Annotated in this window: 21 protein-coding genes and 1 pseudogene; 7 read left to right on the top strand and 15 right to left on the bottom strand. The window is 59.0% G+C overall.

The window, feature by feature from the left end:
• Positions 1-60 precede the first annotated feature (60 nt).
• Positions 61-1,041, bottom strand: coding sequence for a Gfo/Idh/MocA family protein (locus tag ACS5Q8_RS12795; RefSeq protein WP_465160272.1), 981 nt, complete (start codon positions 1,039-1,041; stop codon positions 61-63).
• 127 nt (positions 1,042-1,168) lie between these two features.
• On the opposite strand from ACS5Q8_RS12795, the gene ACS5Q8_RS12790 reads away from it, so the two are divergent.
• The gene (locus ACS5Q8_RS12790; RefSeq protein WP_426102034.1) at positions 1,169-1,531 is read left to right on the top strand and encodes an NUDIX hydrolase; all 363 of its coding nucleotides are present in this window, start codon (positions 1,169-1,171) and stop codon (positions 1,529-1,531) included.
• Between the two features lie 555 nt (positions 1,532-2,086).
• On the opposite strand, the gene ACS5Q8_RS12785 is transcribed toward ACS5Q8_RS12790, so the two are convergent.
• The 3 genes from ACS5Q8_RS12785 to ACS5Q8_RS12775 all read right to left on the bottom strand — a co-directional run bounded on the left by ACS5Q8_RS12785 (position 2,087) and on the right by ACS5Q8_RS12775 (position 3,245).
• On the bottom strand, positions 2,087-2,371 hold the full coding sequence (locus ACS5Q8_RS12785; protein ID WP_276197796.1) for a hypothetical protein: 285 nt from the start codon (positions 2,369-2,371) through the stop codon (positions 2,087-2,089).
• A gap of 1 nt (position 2,372) precedes the next feature.
• On the bottom strand, positions 2,373-2,819 hold the full coding sequence (locus tag ACS5Q8_RS12780) for a GNAT family N-acetyltransferase (protein WP_465160271.1): 447 nt from the start codon (positions 2,817-2,819) through the stop codon (positions 2,373-2,375).
• A 96-nt stretch (positions 2,820-2,915) separates the two neighbouring features.
• A complete protein-coding gene (locus tag ACS5Q8_RS12775) occupies positions 2,916-3,245 on the bottom strand; it encodes a hypothetical protein (protein ID WP_465160270.1) in 330 nt (109 codons plus the stop codon).
• 408 nt (positions 3,246-3,653) lie between these two features.
• On the opposite strand from ACS5Q8_RS12775, the pseudogene ACS5Q8_RS12770 reads away from it, so the two are divergent.
• Positions 3,654-6,582: pseudogene (locus tag ACS5Q8_RS12770) on the top strand (RHS repeat-associated core domain-containing protein); the annotation flags it as partial.
• A 72-nt stretch (positions 6,583-6,654) separates the two neighbouring features.
• On the opposite strand, the gene ACS5Q8_RS12765 reads toward ACS5Q8_RS12770, so the two are convergent.
• Complete coding sequence (locus ACS5Q8_RS12765) at positions 6,655-7,092, bottom strand: DUF3995 domain-containing protein (RefSeq protein ID WP_276197794.1); 438 nt, start codon at positions 7,090-7,092, stop codon at positions 6,655-6,657.
• 93 nt (positions 7,093-7,185) lie between these two features.
• Between ACS5Q8_RS12765 and ACS5Q8_RS12760 the strand changes: the two genes are divergently transcribed.
• Positions 7,186-7,575, top strand: a complete 390-nt coding sequence (locus tag ACS5Q8_RS12760; RefSeq protein ID WP_443694338.1) for a DUF2946 domain-containing protein — start codon at positions 7,186-7,188, stop codon at positions 7,573-7,575.
• A 92-nt stretch (positions 7,576-7,667) separates the two neighbouring features.
• Positions 7,668-9,794, top strand: coding sequence for a TonB-dependent receptor (locus ACS5Q8_RS12755; RefSeq protein WP_465160269.1), 2,127 nt, complete (start codon positions 7,668-7,670; stop codon positions 9,792-9,794).
• 89 nt (positions 9,795-9,883) lie between these two features.
• On the opposite strand, the gene ACS5Q8_RS12750 is transcribed toward ACS5Q8_RS12755, so the two are convergent.
• Positions 9,884-10,900, bottom strand: a complete 1,017-nt coding sequence (locus ACS5Q8_RS12750) for an ABC transporter substrate-binding protein (RefSeq protein ID WP_443700384.1) — start codon at positions 10,898-10,900, stop codon at positions 9,884-9,886.
• Between the two features lie 132 nt (positions 10,901-11,032).
• Positions 11,033-11,482, bottom strand: a complete 450-nt coding sequence (locus tag ACS5Q8_RS12745; protein WP_247402442.1) for a hypothetical protein — start codon at positions 11,480-11,482, stop codon at positions 11,033-11,035.
• A 416-nt stretch (positions 11,483-11,898) separates the two neighbouring features.
• Between ACS5Q8_RS12745 and ACS5Q8_RS12740 the strand changes: the two genes are divergently transcribed.
• The 3 genes from ACS5Q8_RS12740 to ACS5Q8_RS12730 all read left to right on the top strand — a co-directional run bounded on the left by ACS5Q8_RS12740 (position 11,899) and on the right by ACS5Q8_RS12730 (position 12,824).
• Positions 11,899-12,174 carry a hypothetical protein gene (locus tag ACS5Q8_RS12740; RefSeq protein WP_276197792.1) on the top strand — a complete coding sequence of 92 codons (276 nt, stop codon included), beginning with the start codon at positions 11,899-11,901 and terminating at the stop codon, positions 12,172-12,174.
• A gap of 110 nt (positions 12,175-12,284) precedes the next feature.
• Positions 12,285-12,515 carry a hypothetical protein gene (locus ACS5Q8_RS12735; protein WP_247402423.1) on the top strand — a complete coding sequence of 77 codons (231 nt, stop codon included), beginning with the start codon at positions 12,285-12,287 and terminating at the stop codon, positions 12,513-12,515.
• Positions 12,516-12,587: 72 nt separating this feature from the next.
• Complete coding sequence (locus tag ACS5Q8_RS12730; protein WP_443694331.1) at positions 12,588-12,824, top strand: DUF2789 domain-containing protein; 237 nt, start codon at positions 12,588-12,590, stop codon at positions 12,822-12,824.
• A 6-nt stretch (positions 12,825-12,830) separates the two neighbouring features.
• Here the strand turns inward: ACS5Q8_RS12730 and ACS5Q8_RS12725 are convergent, their stop codons facing one another.
• The 8 genes from ACS5Q8_RS12725 to ACS5Q8_RS12690 form a co-directional block, all read right to left on the bottom strand.
• Positions 12,831-13,034: a hypothetical protein gene (locus ACS5Q8_RS12725; RefSeq protein WP_276197791.1), complete on the bottom strand. Its 204-nt coding sequence runs from the start codon at positions 13,032-13,034 to the stop codon at positions 12,831-12,833.
• 115 nt (positions 13,035-13,149) lie between these two features.
• Entirely contained in the window at positions 13,150-14,382 is a 1,233-nt protein-coding gene (locus ACS5Q8_RS12720; protein WP_426102076.1) for a methyl-accepting chemotaxis protein, read from the bottom strand.
• Positions 14,383-14,930: 548 nt separating this feature from the next.
• Positions 14,931-15,335 carry a TraR/DksA family transcriptional regulator gene (locus ACS5Q8_RS12715; protein WP_078742055.1) on the bottom strand — a complete coding sequence of 135 codons (405 nt, stop codon included), beginning with the start codon at positions 15,333-15,335 and terminating at the stop codon, positions 14,931-14,933.
• Positions 15,336-15,679: 344 nt separating this feature from the next.
• Positions 15,680-16,702 carry an ABC transporter permease gene (locus ACS5Q8_RS12710; protein WP_276197789.1) on the bottom strand — a complete coding sequence of 341 codons (1,023 nt, stop codon included), beginning with the start codon at positions 16,700-16,702 and terminating at the stop codon, positions 15,680-15,682.
• A gap of 58 nt (positions 16,703-16,760) precedes the next feature.
• The gene (locus tag ACS5Q8_RS12705) at positions 16,761-18,314 is read right to left on the bottom strand and encodes a sugar ABC transporter ATP-binding protein (RefSeq protein ID WP_443694330.1); all 1,554 of its coding nucleotides are present in this window, start codon (positions 18,312-18,314) and stop codon (positions 16,761-16,763) included.
• A gap of 65 nt (positions 18,315-18,379) precedes the next feature.
• A complete protein-coding gene (locus tag ACS5Q8_RS12700) occupies positions 18,380-19,315 on the bottom strand; it encodes a sugar ABC transporter substrate-binding protein (RefSeq protein ID WP_276197787.1) in 936 nt (311 codons plus the stop codon).
• Positions 19,316-19,363: 48 nt separating this feature from the next.
• Complete coding sequence (locus ACS5Q8_RS12695) at positions 19,364-19,543, bottom strand: hypothetical protein (RefSeq protein ID WP_076952495.1); 180 nt, start codon at positions 19,541-19,543, stop codon at positions 19,364-19,366.
• Positions 19,544-19,652: 109 nt separating this feature from the next.
• The gene (locus ACS5Q8_RS12690) at positions 19,653-20,699 is read right to left on the bottom strand and encodes a Gfo/Idh/MocA family protein (RefSeq protein ID WP_276197786.1); all 1,047 of its coding nucleotides are present in this window, start codon (positions 20,697-20,699) and stop codon (positions 19,653-19,655) included.
• Between the last annotated feature and the right edge of the window lie 501 nt (positions 20,700-21,200).

Raw genomic sequence — 21,200 nt, 5'->3', positions numbered from 1 at the left:
ATTGTTAGCGCAGGCCAACGCCCGGCGAAAGTCGTGAATGCAACACGTCGCCACAGAAAACTACTCAGGATGGTAGGGATTGCGTTGCAGCACCTTGTCCAGAATCCGATCGGTCTTCAACGCCTCGATCGCCAGCGCAGGATGCTCGGCGTCGCCGCGAATATGCGCATTCATGCCCAACACATGGTGCCACTGGATATGCGTGTGGCAAGGCACCTCCAGCACTTCGTCGACTTTCCCTTCAAGCCGCAAGGGTTGGTCGTCGAACACCGCAAACGTGATACGACCCTGCGTGCCGATAAGCTCGACGCGATCTTCACGGCGGTCCGCGACAAAGTTCCAGCAACCCATGCCCAGCGCGCCGGAGCTGAAGGTCCAGCAGGCGGTCACCGCGTCTTCCGCCGTATACTGCCCGGCCTGTCGCGCGGAAAACCCGGCAACCTCGACAATGTCCCCGGCCAGGTACTGGAACAGATCAAAACCGTGGCTGGCCAGGTCGGCAAAATAGCCGCCACCGGCAATGGCCGGGTCGGTGCGCCAATTGGCGGCGCCGGCGTCGTCGTCGGCCGGCGGCTTGCACAGGGACCAGGTCAGGTGCCGCAGTTGGCCGATACGCCCGTCGCGCAGCCAGTCGCGCACTTGCAGGAAACGCGGCAGCGAGCGGCGGTAGTAGGACACAAACAAGTGCAAACCAGCACGTTCGAAGGTGCGCTGCATCAATGCGCCCTGCTCGGCATTCAGTGCCATGGGTTTCTCGACGCAACAGTGCTTGCCGGCAGCGGCCACCATCAGGCTGTATTCAAGGTGGCTGTCGGGCGGTGTGGCGATGTACACCGCGTCCACTTCAGGGTCGTTAATCAGTGCCTGAGCGTCGGTATAGAAACGGGCAATGCCGTGGCGTGCCGCATAATCGCGCACTACCTCTTCGCGGCGCCCCATCACTGCCACCAGAGCCGAACCTGGCGCTTTGTAGAAAGCAGGTCCACTCTTTAACTCAGTGACACTGCCACAACCGATCATGCCCCAACGTACGGTTTTCATCTGTTTGCCTCGTGCGTTGTCGTCAATCGACCAGTATCCACATCATCACGCAGGTGCGCTACCACCACCCAGCATGACATTTGCATTACACTTTTATGACAAATATCTCTCTGCGGGGGCACAGACGATGAAAATACGCGCAACGGTGATTTGCGAACACGAGGGGCACATCCTCTTCGTGCGCAAGGCCAGATCGAAATGGGCGCTGCCGGGCGGCAAGGTCGAACGCGACGAGCGCCCGGTGGGCGCCGCCGAGAGGGAGTTGGAAGAAGAAACCGGGTTGAACGTCGACGGGCTGCTGTACCTGCAGGAATTGAAGGCGCGCGACACGCTGCACCATGTGTTCGAGGCGTCGGTCGTGAACATCGCGCAAGCGCGGCCATGCAACGAGATCACCGCTTGCCGGTGGCACGCCTACGGTGCCCTGGACGAGCTGGACACCACCGACACCACGCGGCACATCGTCAAATCCTTTCTGCGGCGCCTGTAGTTCCGCACTCTGCCCGCTCGCTTGACCAGACCATTCGCTGACTGCCGTTCGACAAAGGATTTGACGAACGTGCCAGCGGCTGTGCGCCACCGCTCGCCCCGTGAACATGCGCGTTGATGATTGGCCAACGGCTCACATTTACCTTTAACTCTACCCAACAGGATATTGGGCTTCTTTGAGCACTGTCTTCGTGGCATTTTGAAACATTCGACTCCATGAAGGGGCTGCGACCAATTCCGGTACCAGGCCAAACACAATAGACGGATTCGCGCGGAGTTTGCCGAGATTAAAGTTTGATGCCGACGAGAAATCCCAGGCAAAAAAAATCCCAAGTAGCTGATGGAAACTTGGGATTTAAAAATGCATAAACCGTGGGAGGTGAACGCGCCGCTATAATACCGATTGCCTAAACCTGGAACAAGATGGTTTTAATCCTTTCGTCGGACTGAAGTCGCTGTAAGTCATTCAATAACCACACATTTATTAAGGTGGACGGGTATATAAACGCCACTTTTTGGTGCAACTACCGGAGTGACTTGCGAGCACTATCTCCCTTTATAAAGAAGGGTTATCAATCGATCGCTGTATAAGATTTTTCATCGACTGTCCTCTCAACTGGTTGCACGTCTCGCCAAGTTCAATCCTGTTTGACGACGCCGCACTGGCCACGCGTTCCACTTGCCTGCAGAGGGCCAGGTGCTCGGTGGCCTCTTCACGCTGGCGGTCGACTTCGGTATTGAAGTGCACGAAATAGCTCCCCAACAACACCGCAATACACAGCACCGCAACCGCGAAGTAGCGCAAGCTGTCGGGCGACCGGGGCTCTGAAGGGTTCGTCACCTTAGCGTTTCCTACTCTTTTCGTAGCGAACGTCGTCACCTTCCACAGTGGCCACCACCGACCAGCCCAACCGTCGGTAAAACCCATTGGCCCGGACTTCATCGCGCCCGTCGGTGATCAGGAACAGCGTGTCGTGCAGTTCAAAGAGCGCAGCCTCAGCGACTGCCATCAATTTTCGCCCAAGGCCGAGGTTCTCGTGTGTCTGCAACACGAACATCGCAAACACTTCGCCCTCGGCCAGGTCAACCATGGAAAAGGCAACGGGCTGGCCGCCCACTTGGGCGATCCATGCGCAATCCGCTTCTTGGATGCGGTCGGCCAACACCTGAGGTGTGATGCCGAGATCGGACATCTGTTCTCGGCTGAGGTAGTTCTGCACCACCAAAGTGCGAATGGCGAAAAGCGTATCGACATCATCCTGCGTCGCGACGCGAATATGTATTTGCATACCTGCCTCCTAAATGCAGGGCGCAATTGTATGCAAATTGAAACACAGAGATTGTCGTGGATTTGTAAAGCGCGCAGCCGAACAGCAAGAAGCTCCTTATTTACGCGCCACTTTGTAGCGCACGCAATCCTGATAAAAACTCTGGCGAATTGCCTCGGGCTTGAGCCGTGAACGGCTGTCATAGGTCTGTTCGGTGATGCCCATGGCCATCATGCGCATCCATGATTTATTGAACTTGATGGTCTGGATCTTCTGCCGCGCGGCATACAGTGAGAGGCCCGAGAGCTTGAGTTCCTGAGCCCTGGCAGCCGTACCCGCGCCCCAACTGCACATGTACTTGTCACCCTCGCGCAGCTCCCGTGCCTGCGCGGCAGCTGCGCCGCCGGCCAGGGAACAGGCGATCAGCATGATTCCAACAGTGCGCATTTGCGTCCTCACCTAACCACCTGAAAATAAAAGCGATTCTGGCGAGGATTTTGTTACAAAGGGGCCACTAAATTGCCTTATCGCACTGCATGAGTGGGTGCCTTCGTCGGAAATGGCGGTTGCTATATCGATATCACAATCGGTCGGATGGACTTTTTGGAGTGCCCTTTCAAGTCGTTTCATACGTTTTTTTCCCCAGGCCGTGTCAGCCCGTTCTGATTTTTCCAGCCGTTCGTCCAGCGCCTTTTTTCCGCAGCAAACTCCGACGCCTTTCCCTTTGCCGAGACGTCACGGATGACTAACGCTTCCCACATTGCCTTTATCAACCCTGAGCTGAACAGCATCGATCAACGCCCGGCCGAGTCCCCCCAGCAGGTTAACGCCAGGTATGCCCACGCACTCGACTCCCTGAGACTGTCCGATGCTGCACTGGACGGGATTTTGCCGTTTGAGTGGACGCGGTGGTACCACACCCGTGCGGTGGACGTAGACTGTGGATTGGGGTTTGGCTGGGGTCACTCGCTGGCACATCGGCTGACGCTGACGGACGATTCGGCAGTATGGATTGACCATGAGAACCGATCGACTGTCCTGCCCTTGCCGACTGAGGCGCGACCGACAATCAGCAATCGCCTGGCCGACGCTTCGCTCTACCTGGGGGCTTGGCCCGATGAGCTGGTGCTGTCCCAGGCATCACGTTTCTACCACTTCTACGACGGTGTGCTGACCGCAATCAGCGACGCCTACGACAACCGGCTGCGTGTTTTCCGCGATGCGTTGGGGCGCATTGAGCGATTGGATACCGGTGTCGGTCGCTCGCTGTTTTGGCGTTATGAGCACGGCCGCATGGTGGCGGTCGATTACCAGGTTGAGCGGGCCAAGGGGCGTGCGGACGGCGTCTGGGTGACCGAGCAGACCGTGGTTTCCTACACCTATGACGACATTGGACGACTGACTTCAGCAACCAATGCGGCCGGGGAAAGCGAGGTTTATCGATACGACGAGCAGCACGTCATTCTTGAATGCCAGTTGGCCGGCGGCGCGCGTTTCTTTTGGGCGTGGGAAGGGGCTGGCAAGGCCGCGCGATGTGTCCGGCATTGGGCCGGTTTTTTGCAGATAGACACGCGGTATGTCTGGGGCGACGACGGCAGCGTTACCCTTCACAACGCCGATGGGCGCCAGGAAATGTATGTTCATGCCCCACAGGCACAACTGGTGCAGCGTGTTGATCCGAATGGCGCCAAGCATTTCAAATCCTACGACGACAAGGGTCGGCTGACGGTCGAGCAAGACCCACTCGGCGCGGTGACGGCGTATCAATACGATGACGCCGGACGCTTGGTGGCGTTTTTTCCAGGGGAGGATGAGCCAACGTCCTACGAGTATACCAATGGATTTTTACGCGTAGTACGCCGTGGCCAGGCCGTTTGGAACTACGAGCATAATGACCAAGGCAATGTCATTCGTAAGACCGACCCCGATGGCAACGTGACCGACTATAGCTACAACAAATGTGGGCAGTTGATCGGGGTTTGGTTTCCTGACCACAGTTGCCTGCGGCGGGCGTGGAATGAGCGTGGGCAACTGCTTGAGGAGCAGTGGCCGGACGGCGGCGGGAAGCGCTATCGCTATGACGATCTCGGTCGGCGGGTGGCGCAAGAGGACAAGCATGGGGCGCTGACCCAGTACCAGTGGGACAGTGTCGGACGGTTAGCGTGTGTGATCATGCCCGACGGTGGCACGCGGGAATACAGCTACAACCCCTACGGAAAAATCACCGCCGAACGCGATGAACTGGGGCACGTCACTCGCTACGACTACATCGACGGTCTGCCCCTGATCAGCCGCCGCTTGAATGCGGACGGCACCCAGGTCAACTACCGCTATGACCACGTTCGATTGCTGCTCACCGAAATCGAGAACGAAATCGGCGACGTCTATCGGTTCGACTACCACCCCAACGGCCTACTCCAGCAGGAAATCGGCTTTGACGGCCGACGCACCGCCTACGCCTACGACCTCAACGGTCACCTGCTGGAAAAAACCGAACATGGCGCCGACGGCAGTCTGCTGGTCACCCGTTACCGGCGAGACCACGCCGGTCGGTTGATAAGGAAAATCCTGCCCGACGGCAGCATCGTTGAATATACCTACGACCGCCAAGGCAACCTTCTCAGCGTCAATGACGACCACCGGCCCCTCACTTTCGCCTACGACCAGCAAAACCGCCTGATCGCCGAACATCAGGGCTGGGGCACACTCCGCTATGGCTACGACGCTTGCGGCCGGCTTAAACACCTGTGCTTACCGGACAACAACCAGTTAGTGTTCAACCATGACAAGGGCGGCCACCTGGCGACCGTCGAACTCAATGGCGCGCTGCTGACTTCACACCTGTTCGACGCCGGCCGAGAGCACCAGCGCGCCCAAGGCAAACTGCTCAGCAGCTACCAGTACGATGACCATGAACGCCTGTTCAACCATGGCATCTGCGATGTCCAAGGCACTCGCTACCGCCGCCAATACGGCTACGACCAAGCCGGCAACCTCAGCCGTTTGCTCGACACGCGCAAAGGCGAACATCGCTACCACTACGACACGCTAAACCGCCTGGCCCGCGCCGATCACTCCCAGGCCGCGCAGGAACGCTTCGCCTACACTCCGGCTGGCGACCGTCTGACGCTCCAGGATGACCACAACTACGACTACGACACCTTTGGCAACCTCGTCCGCGAACGGCACGGCAAGGACCACCCACTGATCACCGAATACCGCTACGACTGTCAGCACCGCCTGATCGGCCTCACCCGACCCAACGGCCAAACCGCCCACTACCGCTACGACCCGTTTGGTCGGCGCATCAGCAAAACCGTTGCCGGCACGACCCGCGAGTTTTTCTGGCAAGGCGACAAACTGATCGCCGAACACCACGCACAACTGCATCGCAGCTACGTCTACGAACCCGACAGTTTCCGCCCACTGGCCCTGCTGGAAGGCTTCGGCCCACACCACACCAAGCCTTTCCACTACCAACTGGATCATCTAGGCACCGCGCAGGAGCTGACCGCGCCCGACGGCGAAATCGTGTGGTCCGCGCACTACCGCGCCTACGGCCAGATCACCCGATTCGACATCGAAAAAATCGAAAACCCGCTGCGTTTCCAAGGTCAATACTTCGACCCGGAAAGCGGGCTGCACTACCATCGCCACCGCTACTACAATCCGCAGAGTGGTCGCTACCTGACGCCCGACCCGCTGAAAGGGATGAGCGGGCTCAACGGCTATCGCTATGCGCCCAACCCCACAGGGAGGGCTCCGTCGGGGCTGAGCGCCTGCCACGCAAGTGAAGGGGCGCAAAGCGCAAACAAACTACAAAACGGGTGTGACGGCTCGCTGCGTGATCAGCCGATCAACTCCATGCCACCACCAACAACCCTGCCCCCAGTACCATGCACAACGGCGAATAAAAATACGTATCCCACCGCGCAAACCGCGAACCACCTACCTTTTTGAAAAAGCCCACCAGCTCCGAATCGCCGATCGCCCGGGCAAACATGATCACGGCAATCGCGCTGATGCCCCATTGCAATGCGCCATGGGACACCGCCGAAAAATACAGCCCGGCTCGCAGGCAAACGAGCAAGGCAATTGCCACCAGGCCCAGCGCCACCAGAAAGGTGCCCAACGCCGAGGGCTTGAACGCCGGGCGGGGTCCGCTGGCGAATTCGCCGGGGAGTTGGGGGATGGCGGCGAGGCTGCCGAGTTTGCCGCCGGCGGCCCAATACAAATGCACCATGCTGACAAAGGTGAAAATACCGACGATCCATCGTGCGACGATAAAGCTCATGGCGGCTTCTCCCAGAATTTGTGCGATCTAGGATAGTCCCCCTGAGATTTTTTGCAGGCATTTCGCCGGCGGCTGATGGTAAAGTCCCGCCCCATGAAAATCGCCCGTGCCGACCGTTCGCTCATTGCCTGGATGCTCTACTGCTGTGTCCTGTTCAATGTGTTCGCGTGCAGCATCGGTCATGGGCAGATGGTGGGCATGCAGCTCAACGGCATCGGTGGGCAGTTCTGTACCGTCGACCCGCGCACCCAGGCGCCCAAACCGTCCAACTCCACCGATGAAAACCTGCCGACGCTGTCCAAGGCGTTTGGTTGCCCCCTTTGCTCCACCGGCGGCATGGGCCCGGCGCTGAGCTCCAGCCTCAACGTCGCGGTGTTGCCGCAACCCCATGCACCGCCGCCGGCTATCGTACTGGCCGCCGATATCCCTGCTCGCGTCACCTGGCCCACGGCCCACCCACGGGCACCGCCCGCCCTCGCCTGATCCTCGCGTTTTCTGATCTGCACTGACGCCGTTTCCGTAAGGAAATACGGGCGACTGTGCGTTGTTTTCAAGCAGGTTTTCAGGATTCAAGCATGAAACATTTACCTCTGTTGGCGGGCCTGTTCGGCTGCCTGCCTGTCTGTGCCTGGGCGCTCGAACTCGCCCCGACCACCATCGATGGCGACCCCACCAGCGAACCCGGCCTGGGCCTGGACCAGTCCAGTGGCGTCGCTTCGCGGCTGGGGCTGAGCGTGCGCGAAACGCCTGCCTCGGTGGCTATCGCCAACCGCAATGACATCGAGCGCCATGGCGCCAAGACTTTCCGGGATGCGGCCAATACCTTGCCCGGCGTCAACACCAGCGCGCCGCCGGGGTTTGGGGGCTTTGTGTCATATCGCGGGTTTACCAGCAGCCAGATCACCCAGATGTTCAACGGCATCAACGTCGCCACCGGGCTGGCCCGGCCGGTGGATGCGTGGATCTATGATCGGGTGGAGCTGGTCGGCGGGCCCTCGTCCTTGATCAATGGTGCGGGCTCCGTAGGCGGTTCGCTGAACTACGTGACCAAGCTGGCGACCCGCGAGGAACAGGCCGCCGCAGGCCAATTGACCTATGGCAGCTACGACACCGCCGGCATGGCGTTCGGCCTGAACCACGCGCTGACCGACCCCGGCGCCGACGTGCAGCATTACGCACGCCTGGACGTCAGCCGCAATACCAACCACAGCTACATCGACCGCGATCAGCGCGACGCCTGGAGCGTAGCGTTTTCCCTGCTCAGTGACCTCACCCCCAACCTGTCCCATACCCTGGCCCTGGAATACCAAGACGAGCATGAAGACAGTCCGTACTGGGGCACGCCGGTGCTGAATCCCAAGGCTGGCGAGCTGAAGATCGATAAACACAACCGGTTCAACAATTACAACGTCGCCGACGGCCGTTACGAACAGCGCACGCTTTGGGCGCGCTCGATCATCGACTACCGGATCAACGACAGCACCACGCTGAAAAATACCCTGTATCACCTCGACAGTCAGCGCGATTACCGCAACCTGGAGACCTACCAGTACAACGCCGACAACAGCGCGGTGAACCGCTCGACCGCGTATCAGGTACGTCATCAGGGCGCGCAGAATGGCAACCAGTTCGAACTGCGTCATGACGACAGCGTGTTCGGCCTCTCCACCACCTGGTCCGGGGGCTTCGAATACAAGGTCAACAGCACGACCAACAGCCCGCTGAGAGCCGCTGGCAATAGCACGGTCGATCCTGACCACTATGACCCAGGGCACTTTTACGACATTCCTGGCACCCGACCAGGCTTTATCAGGGACAAGACCAACGAAGTCACCACCAAAGCGCTGTTCGTGGAAAATCGCCTGGGCCTGACCGATAAACTGACACTGCTGACGGGCCTGCGCTACGACGCCATCGACCTGAATGTCACCAACCACGGCGCGATAACCGCCAGCAGCCCACGGTACTTCACGCGCAGTTGGGCGCCAGTGACCGGGCGCGCAGGCCTGACCTACCAGTTCATCCCGACGGCCAATGTGTACGTGCAATACAGTACGGCCGCCGAACAACCGAGCACCACCACCCAGGTATTCGACGTATCCACCGGCAAGCAGTGGGAAGTGGGCAGCAAATTCGACTACCTGGACGGTCGCGGTTCGGCCACCGTCGCCGCTTATAAAATCGAGCGCAAGGACTTTGCCGTCACCGACCCGCTGGACCCGATCAACAGCATCCCGGTAGGCGCGCAGTCGTCCAAAGGCATTGAGTTGGCCAGTTCGTTGCGCATCACGCCGCGACTACTCGCCGAAGGTAACTTCGCCTGGGTGGATGCCGAGTACGACGAGTTCAATGAGAAAATCGCCAGCGGCGCGGTGGTTTCGCGCAAGGGCAATACGCCGACCAACGTGCCCAAGCGTGTCGGTAACCTGTGGCTGACCTATGATTTTTCCGAGGATTGGCAAGGCGGTGTGGACGCGCGATATGTCGCGCAGGTTTATGCGGATAACGCCAACACCCAGACAGTGCCGGCCTACACCTTGTTCGGAACATTCCTGCGCTACCGGGTGGACGCCCACACCTCGGTGACCGGCCGCGTGCGCAACCTGACCAACGAGGTGTATGCCGAGTTCGCCCATGTGTCCCCGGCGTATTACCTGGGGGCGCCACGGACGTTTGAAGTGGCGGTGCAAACCCGCTTCTGACCCTACAATACAAACCAATGTGAGAGCGGGCGTACTGTGGCACGCCTGCTTCCACATGCTTGATCTGCGTTCTGCCGCGGGATGGGCCGCTATTTCAGGCTGGCTTCAACCTTCTGCGCTACATCTTCCGTCAACCATGCCTTCCACACTTCGGGATGCGCCTTGAGGAACGCCAGCGCGACGTCCCGTGGCGCCGTGTGATTCTCGCTCATGGTCGCCAAGGCTTTGTTCAGCGGCTCAATCGGAAACTCGACCTTCTCGAAGAACCCGGCAATCTGCGGATGTTCTTTCTGGAACGGCGTGGACACCCCGATACTCAACTTGGACGCCAGAGACCGCGTCGGCTTCGGATCGGGATTGTCCGCATCCGTCAGCGTCTTCCAGGCCTGTGCATCAAACGGCGGCTCTTCCAGTTGGATCAACTTGTAGCGCCCCATCAAGGGTGTCGGTGACCAGTAGTAGAACAGCACCGGCTTGCCACGACGAATCGAGGAGGCAATTTCGGCATCCAATGCCGCCCCCGAGCCACTGCGGAAGTTCACATAGCTGTCGTCCAGACCGTAGGCCTTGAGTTTCTGTTTGTTGACCACTTCCGAGGTCCAGCCAATGGGGCTGTTGAGAAAGCGCCCTTTGCCGGGGGATTCGGCGTCCTTGAACACGTCTTTGTAGCGCGCCAGGTCCGCGACACTTTTCAGGTCTGGCGCCAGCGGCTTAAGGCCTTTTGCGGGGTCGCCCTTGACCACGTACTCCGGCACCCACCAGCCTTCGGTGGCGCCCTTGACCGTATCGCCCAACCCGGCGACTTTGCCTTCGGCCTCGGCCTTGACCCACACCGGACTACGACCCGCCCATTCTTCGCCGATCACCTGGATATCATTCTTCGCCAGGGCGGTTTCCAGGGTGATGGTGGTGCCGGGCAAGGTGTCGGTAGGCAGGTCATAGCCGTTCTCGACGATATACCGCAGCACTTCGGTGATCAGACTGCCGCTTTCCCAGTTCAAATCGGCGAAATGCACAGGCGCCTGCGCAGCCGAAACGGGCAACGAAGCCACCGACAGACTCAAGGTCGCCAGGGACGCCGCCAACAGGGTTCTCAATCCTTTCATGCCTTTGCACCTCACGTGTTCGCAGCAAAAACGGACGGCTTTGCCGCCAATGCGCGAAGCCTCTGAATAGTTAAGTCAACTCAACTGTAGTAGAGGTTCCCGGAGATAAAGGCTGTTCGCTGTACGGAGGGGTTATTCGCTGGCCTTGAAGGTCACCAGTTCACCCTTGCGCCACTTGGCGGCCTTGCCGGTCACGGCCTTGAGGGTTTTGGTCAAGCCTTCCTGCAATTGTTCGTTGGCGGCAAACACCAGCATCACGTTGTGACCTTCCTTGAACACAATGCCCTGGCCTTCCGCCGAGGAAACAAAGGCGTAGTCGCCCAGGCCATAAACCGTCAACTTGATATCGCGAAACTTCAATTCAAACTTGCCACCTTCGCGACTGGGCAATACCGCTGCGCGAAAATGATCGCCTACCTTGAGTTCGAGGCGCTGTTTGTCATCCACGACCAACGCCGATTCAGTATCGATCTCGGCGATGTAGATGCCTTCCGGTGTTTGTTCAGTGATGTAAACAAAACGGGATTGAAACTGTTTGACCAACTTTGCGCGCAAATCACCCAGCACGAATAACGCGTGCATATCCAGATTACTGACTGCCAAGGAAACGCCCCCACATCAAAAAAAGCACTGTCCGCCGGGACGGGCAGCACAAAAAAACGGCCATAACGGCACGCTCACACAACACATTTATTAAAAAACCTGAAAAAACGCCCCCTGCGGTGCCGCAAGACCAATACAGGCATACACGATAGACCCTATGCAGGCCATCGATCTTCACAGCAAATCACAGGTTTAGCGGCCCGAGAAGACGGGCCGACCAGCTTCAGAGAATAACCCAATTAAAAAACGCAGTTTCCGACAATCTGCACAAAACAAAATACCTGGGTATGGAACCGAGTGCCGACCGCTGACGACAATACTAAAACAGCAACACGGGTCAAAACCACCCGTTCCGCTGCTGGCGGGCCAACCAGATCGATCGACAGGAGCTGACCATGCAACGACGTCAACACGGCGCTACGTCTTCCGGCACTCATTCATCCTATCAAGACGAGCGCCAATACTACTGCTTGCAAAGCCATACTGGATACTCGAACTCCGTGCTTTATCAAGTTGTACCCGCCGGCCGGAACTTCTTTCATATTCTGGAAGTAACCAGCGGCAGGATCAAAGGCTTTCGCAGCAACCATATCCGCGCCTGCGAACTGGCAAAAACCCTCGAAGCCGCAAAGCACGCCCCTCACGGCGGGATCGTTTCGTCACCTGGATGACTTTACCGCGCCGCCGCCCCTCAACAACTGCCATACTGGCCCGTCCATTGAAGTTTGCCCCCTGCGGGTCAGGTTTCATCAGTGCAGTTACCTTGAAGGGAAGGTTATACGTGACGGAATTTGATATTGGCGAATTTTTTATCCATGGCGAAGCCAGAGAAGTAGACGGTGAATTCCAAGCAGTTATCGTAATGCGTGCCAAGCCTCCCTTGACCACGATCACAATGCACCAAGTGGAAAAAGATCGTTGGTTCAAGACTGCAGACACCGCCGACATCGCGGCAAAAGAAGCCGCCAAGGCACTCAAGACTGCGGTGGACTCAGGGGCACTGACCACCTAAGAATCCGATAGAACTCTACTGCGCGAAAAACCTCCGATGCATATCCCCCCCTAAAACCGCACGGAGAACGATATGGACGCGCCAGTACCGACCCTTGAAACCCTGTTTGATCAACTGGGCCTGGATTCCACCCCGAAGGCCATCGATGCGTTTATCGCCGCGCATCCTTTGGCCAACGACGTGAAGCTGATCGACGCGCCCTTCTGGTCGCCCCAACAAGCTCAGTTGCTCAAGGAAGAGCTGCGTGAAGACGCCGAATGGGCAATGGCCGTGGATGAACTGAACCAGCGTCTGCACCAAGCGCAATAACGCCCCTCAATGCAGGCTGTCTGACTGTTCCATGCGCAACAGCGCTTGCCAGGCGGCCCTGCACTCCTCGGCTTCATCACGGCTGGCGAAGGCCGTGCCACGCTGTTCACCGTTGAGCAGCACGACCCAACAAGCCTTTTGACCCAGCGCACGCAGGGTTTCGGGTACGCCACTGCCAATCATCACAGCGACATCGACTTTTTTTTGCATGGGGCTTCTCCGCAGCGATAGTTAGCTGACTAACAATGTCGGCCATGCTACGTTTTTCCTCCGGTCAGAAAAAGCTATCCCCTGAATAGCTTCATTGCATAAACCGCAACAATACTCAGCGCTTGGCCTTGGTGTTTTCGGGTTTATAGCCCAGGCGCAATCCACCCCAATGCCGGCCCTTGACCATGATCGGCACCGACAAGTCGTGCATCAGCTCGCCTGTATCGCGGGTGTAAGTCTGCAGCAGCACCGCTTGCTGATGGCTGCCACAGCGAATCCCGGTACGGTCGTCGAACTTGCGTTTGGTGCGATTCTGTAAGGCGTCCACCTGTGCGTCGCCAGTCAACGGCTGGGAAAACGCCTTGTTGTGTGTCGGAACATACCCCTGCTGCGTACAGGCGATGGCAAATACCAGGCCCTCATGGCGCGGCAGCAGCGTCTCTTGAATCGCTGGCAATACCTGGTCGGTGTAGCCATCAAAGCGCGTGTGGAACTTGCTGGGGCGGGTGTTGGGGATCGACGTGTAGCTGCGGTCAAACAGATCCTCCAGGCTGATACGGTTTTGCAGTACATCCGCCTCGAACTGTTCGGCAATGCGGCTCGCGCCTTCCCGGGCGAGGTCGTAGATGCGTTGGTGATAGTCATCCAGCCCGACTTCAGCCAGGCGTTCGCTGATGGTTTCGGCCTGCCCTTCCATTTGCACGGCGGCATCGGCCAATTGACGGGTTTGCTCGTCGCTCACCGTCAGGTCGCTGCGCATTTGCTCCACGGCATGGAACAAGCTGTCGAGTTGGGCCCGGTTGGTATCGGTGCCCTGGGCGATTTCGTTGACCTGCCCTTCGACATCCGCCGCCAGGCTGGCGATGTTCTGCAACTGCTCACCCGCGTGCTCCACCTGCTCCACACCGGTTTGCAGGTCTGTCGACAGTTGGCGAATCTGTTCCACCACCTGGCCCGTGCGTTGCTGGATATCGGCGACCATTACCCCCACTTCCTCGGTGGCAGTTGCAGTACGACCGGCCAGCCCGCGGACTTCATCGGCCACCACGGCAAACCCGCGCCCATGCTCGCCGGCACGCGCGGCTTCGATGGCGGCGTTCAAGGCAAGCAAGTTGGTCTGGCTGGCGATGGATTGGATCACCAGGGTGACGCGCTGGATTTCCTCGCTGCGCTGGCTCAGGGCCTCAATCATCTCGCGGCTGTCATTCGCACGCTGACTGAGCTGGTGCATGCGGGTGATCGACTGGGCCAGCACTTCGCGGCCCTCGGTGCTGCGCTGATGCGCCTGGCTGGCGGCACCCAGTGCCTGGCGGCTGAGTTGGGAGGTGACTTGTTCGGTGCCGATCATCACTTCGGCGCTGCTGACGATCTGTTGGGCGGCGCTCAACTGCGACTTCAAGCGAGCAGCCAGTTGCTTGACCGAATAGGCCACGCCGGCCGCCGACAATGCGTTATGGCTGGTGGTATGGGACAGGTCGCGGGTCAGGTCGCCAATGGCATCGGCCGCTTCAGACGGCGCCGCGCTGGGCGTGCGTTTTTTCAGGCGGGGCAGCCAGATCACCAGCAAGGCCAGTGTCAGGCAGAGATAAATAGGCAGGCTGGCAAACGCAATGCCCAGCAGGACCAGCACCAGGGCGGTGCTCTGCAAGAGCGGCGTCAGCCAGCCGGGCAACCCGCTCACCACCGCGTGCGGTGGCACTGCTGCGCCCATCAGAGGTCCGTCCCCAGCCATCTTCGTCACCCCACTGCTTGTCATTATTGTCTCTGCATTAAACGCCACTATCAGGCCATTATCTATGGGCCTTTAGTGGGGGAGCTTGCAGCAGATCAATAGACCGGGCGTAACGGGTATTTTCCCTGGGGAGCGCAGTACTCGCCCCCCTCGGCTTCAGCGCATCAGGCTTGGCGCTGGTGCTTGTCGATCTGCTCGTGGCGCTCTTGCGCTTCGATGCAGTACTTGGTGGTCGGGCTGATCAGCAGGCGCTTGAGGCCGATAGCCTCGCCGCTGTCATCGCACCAGCCAAAGGAATCTTCCTTGATGCGCTCCAGGGCGCGCTCAAGCTGCGGCAGCATGCGCTGGTCGCGATCAATGGCATTCACCAACCAGGTGCGCTCTTCTTCCACGGAAGCGGCATCTGCCGGGTCGGCCGGGGTGTCCAGGCTTTCAATGGCGATGCGGTTCTGTTCAATGCGCTCGTGGTGTTCCACTTTCATGTCTTGCAGCAACTGCTCGAAAAAAGCGTGCTGTTCGGCATTCATGTAGTCATCCGCCGGCATGGCCAGCAACTTTTCCTTTGTCATTGATTTCTCTATAAAAAATACGTGCATTAAGGCGAATAAGGGAGCGTTCCGGCCGACCTCTGCAGGTCTCGGAAAGGCGCCATCCATTCCAAGCGCCACCCGGCACTCAATTTACGAGGGGCGGCAGTCTAAGGCCGACTTGAGGGCGCAGCAACTGAAAAGACAGGCATTTTTCCAAGATAACCCCCAAAAGCACCAGGACGGGCTCGGTGAATGGTTATCGGAGTGCGTTTATAGCAAGAAATTCAGTGTTGTGGAGCTATATAGAAGACAAACGGTTAGATCTGACGAATGCAGGTCCAAATGTGGGAGGGGGCAAGCCCCCTCCCACATGTTGCACGGCGTCAGCGTTTTAGCTTGCGCTTGTTGCGATATTGGTCGATCACCACTGCCACCACGATAATCAGGCCCTTGATAATGTCCTGGATATACGCGTCGACCCCGACAAAGGTAAACCCGCTGGCCATCACCCCAAGGATCAGCGCGCCAATCACCGTGCCGGTGATGCGCCCTACTCCGCCCGCCAGGCTGGTGCCGCCGATCACAGCGGCAGCGATCGCATCCAATTCGTAGGACATGCCCATGCCGGCCTGGCCGGTGGCGGCACGCGCCGAGGCCACCACACCGGCCAGGCCTGCCAGGAGCCCGGCGATGCTGTAGACGATGATCAGGTGACGCTTGACGTTGATCCCCGAGGTGCGCGCCGCCTGCATATTGCCGCCGATGGCGTAGGTGTACTTACCGTACTTGGTGTAGCGCAGGGCGATATGGAAGATCACCGCCACCACCAGAAAGATGATCACCGGCATCGCCCCATGACCGATGGCCGTGTAGGAATCCGAGAGCATGCTCACCGGCTGGCCTTCGGTGTAATAACGCGCCAGGCCACGGGCCGACACCATCATCCCAAGTGTTGCGATAAACGGCGGGATACCGGTCACCGCGATAATACTGCCGTTGATCGCCCCCGCCAGCAGCCCCACACCGAGGCCAACCGCGACCGGGATCCACACCGGCAGGTCGGTCAGCGACGGAAACACCGCACGGGAAAAATCAGATGTTTGCGCAAGACTGGCAGCGATCATCGCCGATAACGCAAGGACAGACCCGGAAGACAGGTCGATGCCCGTGGTGATGATCACCTGGGTCACACCAATGGCCAACAGGCCGATGATCGACACTTGCAGGATCATCAGCACCAGGCGCTGGGAGTTCATCAGGAAGCTCTGGTCACGCACAATCCAGCCGAACACTTCAAACACCAGGCCGATGCCGATCAGCACCAGGAAGATGCTCAGCTCCGTCGGCAAGCGTCGACGGCGCTTGACCGTTGCCGTGGCAGGCTTGTTGTCTGTTATTGCGTTCATAGCCGATCACCTTTTTATTCTATGGCGCGGGCCAACCGCAGGCCCGCGCGGCTGTTCGTCAGTGGACCACGGTCATACCGGAGGCCAACTGCATGACTTTTTCCTGGGTCGCCTCTAAGCGGTCCAGGGTGCCCATCAGTTCGCCTTCGTGCATCACCATCACCCGGTCGCTCATGCCCAGCACTTCGGGCAGCTCCGAGGAAATCATGATCACCGCCATGCCCTCGCTGGCGAGGAACGAAATCAAACGGTAGATCTCGGCCTTGGCGCCGACGTCGATGCCACGGGTCGGCTCATCGAGAATCAGCAGGCGCGGCTTGGTCATCAGCCAGCGCGCCAGCAGGGCTTTTTGCTGGTTACCGCCGGACAAAGTGTCGATGCATTGCTCCAGCGACGGAGTCTTCACCCGCAGCTTCTTGCACATGTCTTCACACAGCGCACGCAGGGCTTTCTGCTGAATAAACCCGTTGCCCGAATAATGCGGCAGCACCGCCATTTCCATGTTCTCCAGGACCGACAGGCAAGGGAACAGCCCGCTGAGCTTGCGATCCTCGGTCAACAGCGCAAAGCCTTTGTCGATGGCCATGTGCGGGTCGGTAATACGCAGCGCCTTGCCATCGAGGGTTATCTGCCCACGGGTGCTTGGGGTGATACCGAAAATGGTTTCCGCCACGTTGGTGCGGCCCGAGCCCATCAACCCGGCGATGCCGAGGATCTCGCCGGCATGCAGGTCGAACGAGACGTTGTTGAACACGCCGTCCAGGCCCAGGTCGCGCACCGACAACAGCAACTCGCCGATGGGCGTTTCGCGTACCGGGAACAACTGGCTCAGTTCACGGCCGACCATCATCGAGATCAGGCTGTCGCTGTTCATGCTGTCGGCGCGCTGCAGGCCGATGTACTGGCCGTCACGAAACACCGCCACTTCATCGGCGATGGCGAACACTTCATTCATCTTGTGCGTGATGTAGACGATGCCTTTGCCCTGGGCCTTGAGGTCGGCAATGATCGAAAACAGGTGGGCGACTTCCTTCTCGGTGATGGCGGACGTCGGTTCATCCATGATCAGGATGTCGGAATCGTAGGACACCGCCTTGGCAATCTCGACCATCTGCCGTTCGGCGATACTCAGGTTGCCCACATGCTCCTCGGGGTCGAGATTGATACGCAGGCGGGCGAGCAAGTCGGCGGTGCAGCGGTGCATTTCGCGGTGGTTGACCATGCGCAGGCTGTTGAGCTGCTCGCGGCCGATCCAGATATTCTCGGCGATGCTCATGTGCGGCATCAGGTTGAGTTCCTGGTGGATCATCGCGATCCCAGCCTTTTGCGCGGCCAGCGGCGTCTCAAACACAATCGGCTTGCCACGCAGGCGGATTTCGCCGGCGTCGGGCTGGTAGATGCCAGCGATGATTTTCATCAGCGTCGACTTACCCGCGCCGTTCTCACCCATCAGCGCCAGCACCGAGCCTGGGCGCACGCGCAGTTGCACATCGGCCAGGGCCACCACACCGGGAAAACCTTTGCTGATGTTGAGGATTTCCAGCAGGTAGGGTTCTTCCAGCAGTGAAGGCTGGATACCGGGAGGCTGCGAGACAGTGGCTTGAGCAAGCATAGGACGGTACTCCATCGGCAGGGCGGGCACGACCGCCCTACCGGCTTATTGTTGTGATGGTGGGGCTACTTGAAGTCTTTGACGTTGTCCGGGGTGATCAGCTTGAACGGGATGACAATGTTCTGCTCGATCGTCTCCTTCTTCGCCATCTTGCGCGCCGCCTCCACCGAGCCGACCGCCTGACCGTTGGCGTCCTGGAACACCGACACGGTCATTTCGCCTTTAGTGATCGCATTCAAGCCGTCCGGCGTGCCGTCGACCCCCGCAATCAAGATGCTGCCCGGCTTGGTGCCGGCCGACTTCAACGCCATGGCGGCGCCAATGGCCATTTCATCGTTATTGGCCAGCACGGCATTAAATTCGCGGCCCTGGGTCAACCAGTCGTTGACCAGGGTCATCCCGCGGTCACGCAGCCAGATACCGGTCTGTTCCTGCTCGATCTGGATCTGCGGGTACTTGGCCAGGATTTCTTTAATGCCCTTGGTACGGTTGGTGGTGGAGTTGTTCGCCAAGTCACCGAGCAGGATCACGACTTTGCCCTTGCCGCCGAGTTTTTCGGCGATGTATTGCATTTGCATGCGGCCGGCCTCTTCATCATTGGAGGTCACGGCGGCCACGCCTTTGGGCAGATCTTTCTGGTCCGGTCGGCGGTTGACGTAGACCAGCGGAATACCCGCCTCGAGCGCTGACTTGCTGATTCGCGCCGTGGACGCCGTGTCCACCGGGTTGACAATGATCGCATCGACCTTCTGGCTGATGAAGTTCTCGACCTGGCTCAGTTGCTTGACCACGTCGGCGCGTGCGTCTTCGAACTGCAACTGCACACCATCGCCCTTGGGATAGGACTTGGCTTGCTTGTCCATGTACTCACGCACGTTGGTCAGGTAGGTGTCATCGAACTGCGACATGCTCACGCCGATCTTCAGATCGGCAGCTGTGGCAAAACCGCTGGCCAGCAGCAGGGACAACGCCAGCGCGGTAAAACGGATCGGGGTCTTCATGAACGGTCTGTCTCCACTTTCTTGTTGGTTTTCTGGACGTAGCGTTTATCAGAGCGAGGATGACGGCAGGCGGACGACCGGTGCCCCCGGAATGCAGCACACCAGGGCGCCTTGGTTTTCGACGCACAGCACATTAAGGAAGGAAAAGTAAAACGGCCGGGCGCGGGGCAGACCGCGTGGCGTGTGGGCAGGGCGTAAAACTCGCAGTACAGCGTTGAAGATTTTCATCTGACGGTACCTGGTTGTTTTTGATCTTGTTTTTGTTGAGTCGCCAGAATCGAATCCGGACGTACTTTATGCAACCTGGAAAAGACTTTATTGGAAAATAATTTCTATATCAACATGTTTTAGAATTTAATTCTATTTCCATTGAAACCACCTGCTGCCGCTCGGCGCTCAGGCGTGCGGCGTCCAGGACACGGGTGGTTTCCAGCGCCTCATAGGCGTCCACCGGCAACGGCCCCTGCCCTTGCACGGCGGACTGCAACTGGCGATAGAACTGCGTCCAGCAGCCTTTCTCCGACGGTACACGCTCGCGCTCCGAGCCTTGTTCGAACCAGCCCCAGCGGCGGTGCTCCTCAAAACCCCAGTGCTCGCCCTCGGTTTTGGGCGATTTGCCGGCCATCAGTGCGTCTTCCTGGCCGTCCAGCCCTTCGACGGTGTAGCAACCCAGGGTGCCGCTGACCCTGAAGCGCGGCGCCGGGCTGTTCTGTAAGGCATTGCCCCACAGGTGGGAAAGCACCCCGTTGCGGTGGGTCAGGGCAACAAAGAAGCCGTGGTCGACGCTGGGGTGTTCAGCGCTGTAGTGCAATTGCGCGAAGACCCGATCCACCGGGCCGAACAGTTGCAGCGCCTGGTCCACCAGATGGCTGCCCAGGTCGCGCAGCCAGCCGCCGCCGCTGGCATTGCCCACGGCTTGCGGGCTGAAACGCTCGACGCAAGATTCAAACCGGGTGACAGCGCCGAGGGCGCCGGCGTCGATCAGTTTGCGCAAAGTCAGGAAATCCGAATCCCAGCGCCGGTTCTGGTAGACGCTGAGCAACACGCCGTGGCGTTCGGCTGCAGTGATCAGCACCTGGGCCTGTTCGGCGTTGGCGGCAAAGGGTTTGTCGCTGACGACGGCGACGCCGTGCTCGATCGCTTCGAGTACCAGTGCCGGGCGCCCTTTAAGCGTGGTGGAAATCACCAGGGCGTCGACGCCGGCCTCGACAATCTGGCCGATGCTGTCAAAGGCTTTAACCCCTGGAAGATCAGCGCTCAATTGCTCGCGGCGCTCGGGTGAGCGAGTCACCACACCAACAAACGTAGCACCTGGCAGGGTTGCAATCAGTGGCGCATGAAAAAAGCGCCCTCCATGGCCATAGCCGACTAGTCCAATTCGCATACATTCACTCCTTCATTGAAGTGCAAACCACAATCCAACTGTGGGAGGGGGCTTGCTCCCGATGGCGGTGGATCAGATACAGACTTATTGGCTGACCCACTGCTATCGGGGGCAAGCCCCCTCCCACATTGACCGGGTGTTAACCGTAGAAGGCAGGGTTGCAGCCAGTGGCGCATGAAAAAAGCGCCCTCCATGGCCATAGCCGACTGGTCCAATTCGCATACATTCACGCCTTTATTGAAGTGCAAACCCAATCCAACTGTGGGAGGGGGCTTGCCCCCGATGGCGGTGGATCAGATACAGTTTTATTGGCTGACCCACTGCTATCGGGGGCAAGCCCCCTCCCACATTGACCGCGTGTTAGCCGTGGAAAGCAGGGGTGCCTCCATGGCCATAGCCGACTGGTCCAATTCGCATACATTCACGCCTTTATTGAAGTGCAAACCCAATCCAACTGTGGGAGGGGGCTTGCCCCCGATGGCGGTAGATCAGCTACAGCTT

This window comes from Pseudomonas sp. PAMC25584 (assembly GCF_058135675.1).
Note: the sequence above shows the minus strand (reverse complement) of the source record. Positions and strands in the feature narration are given on the sequence as shown.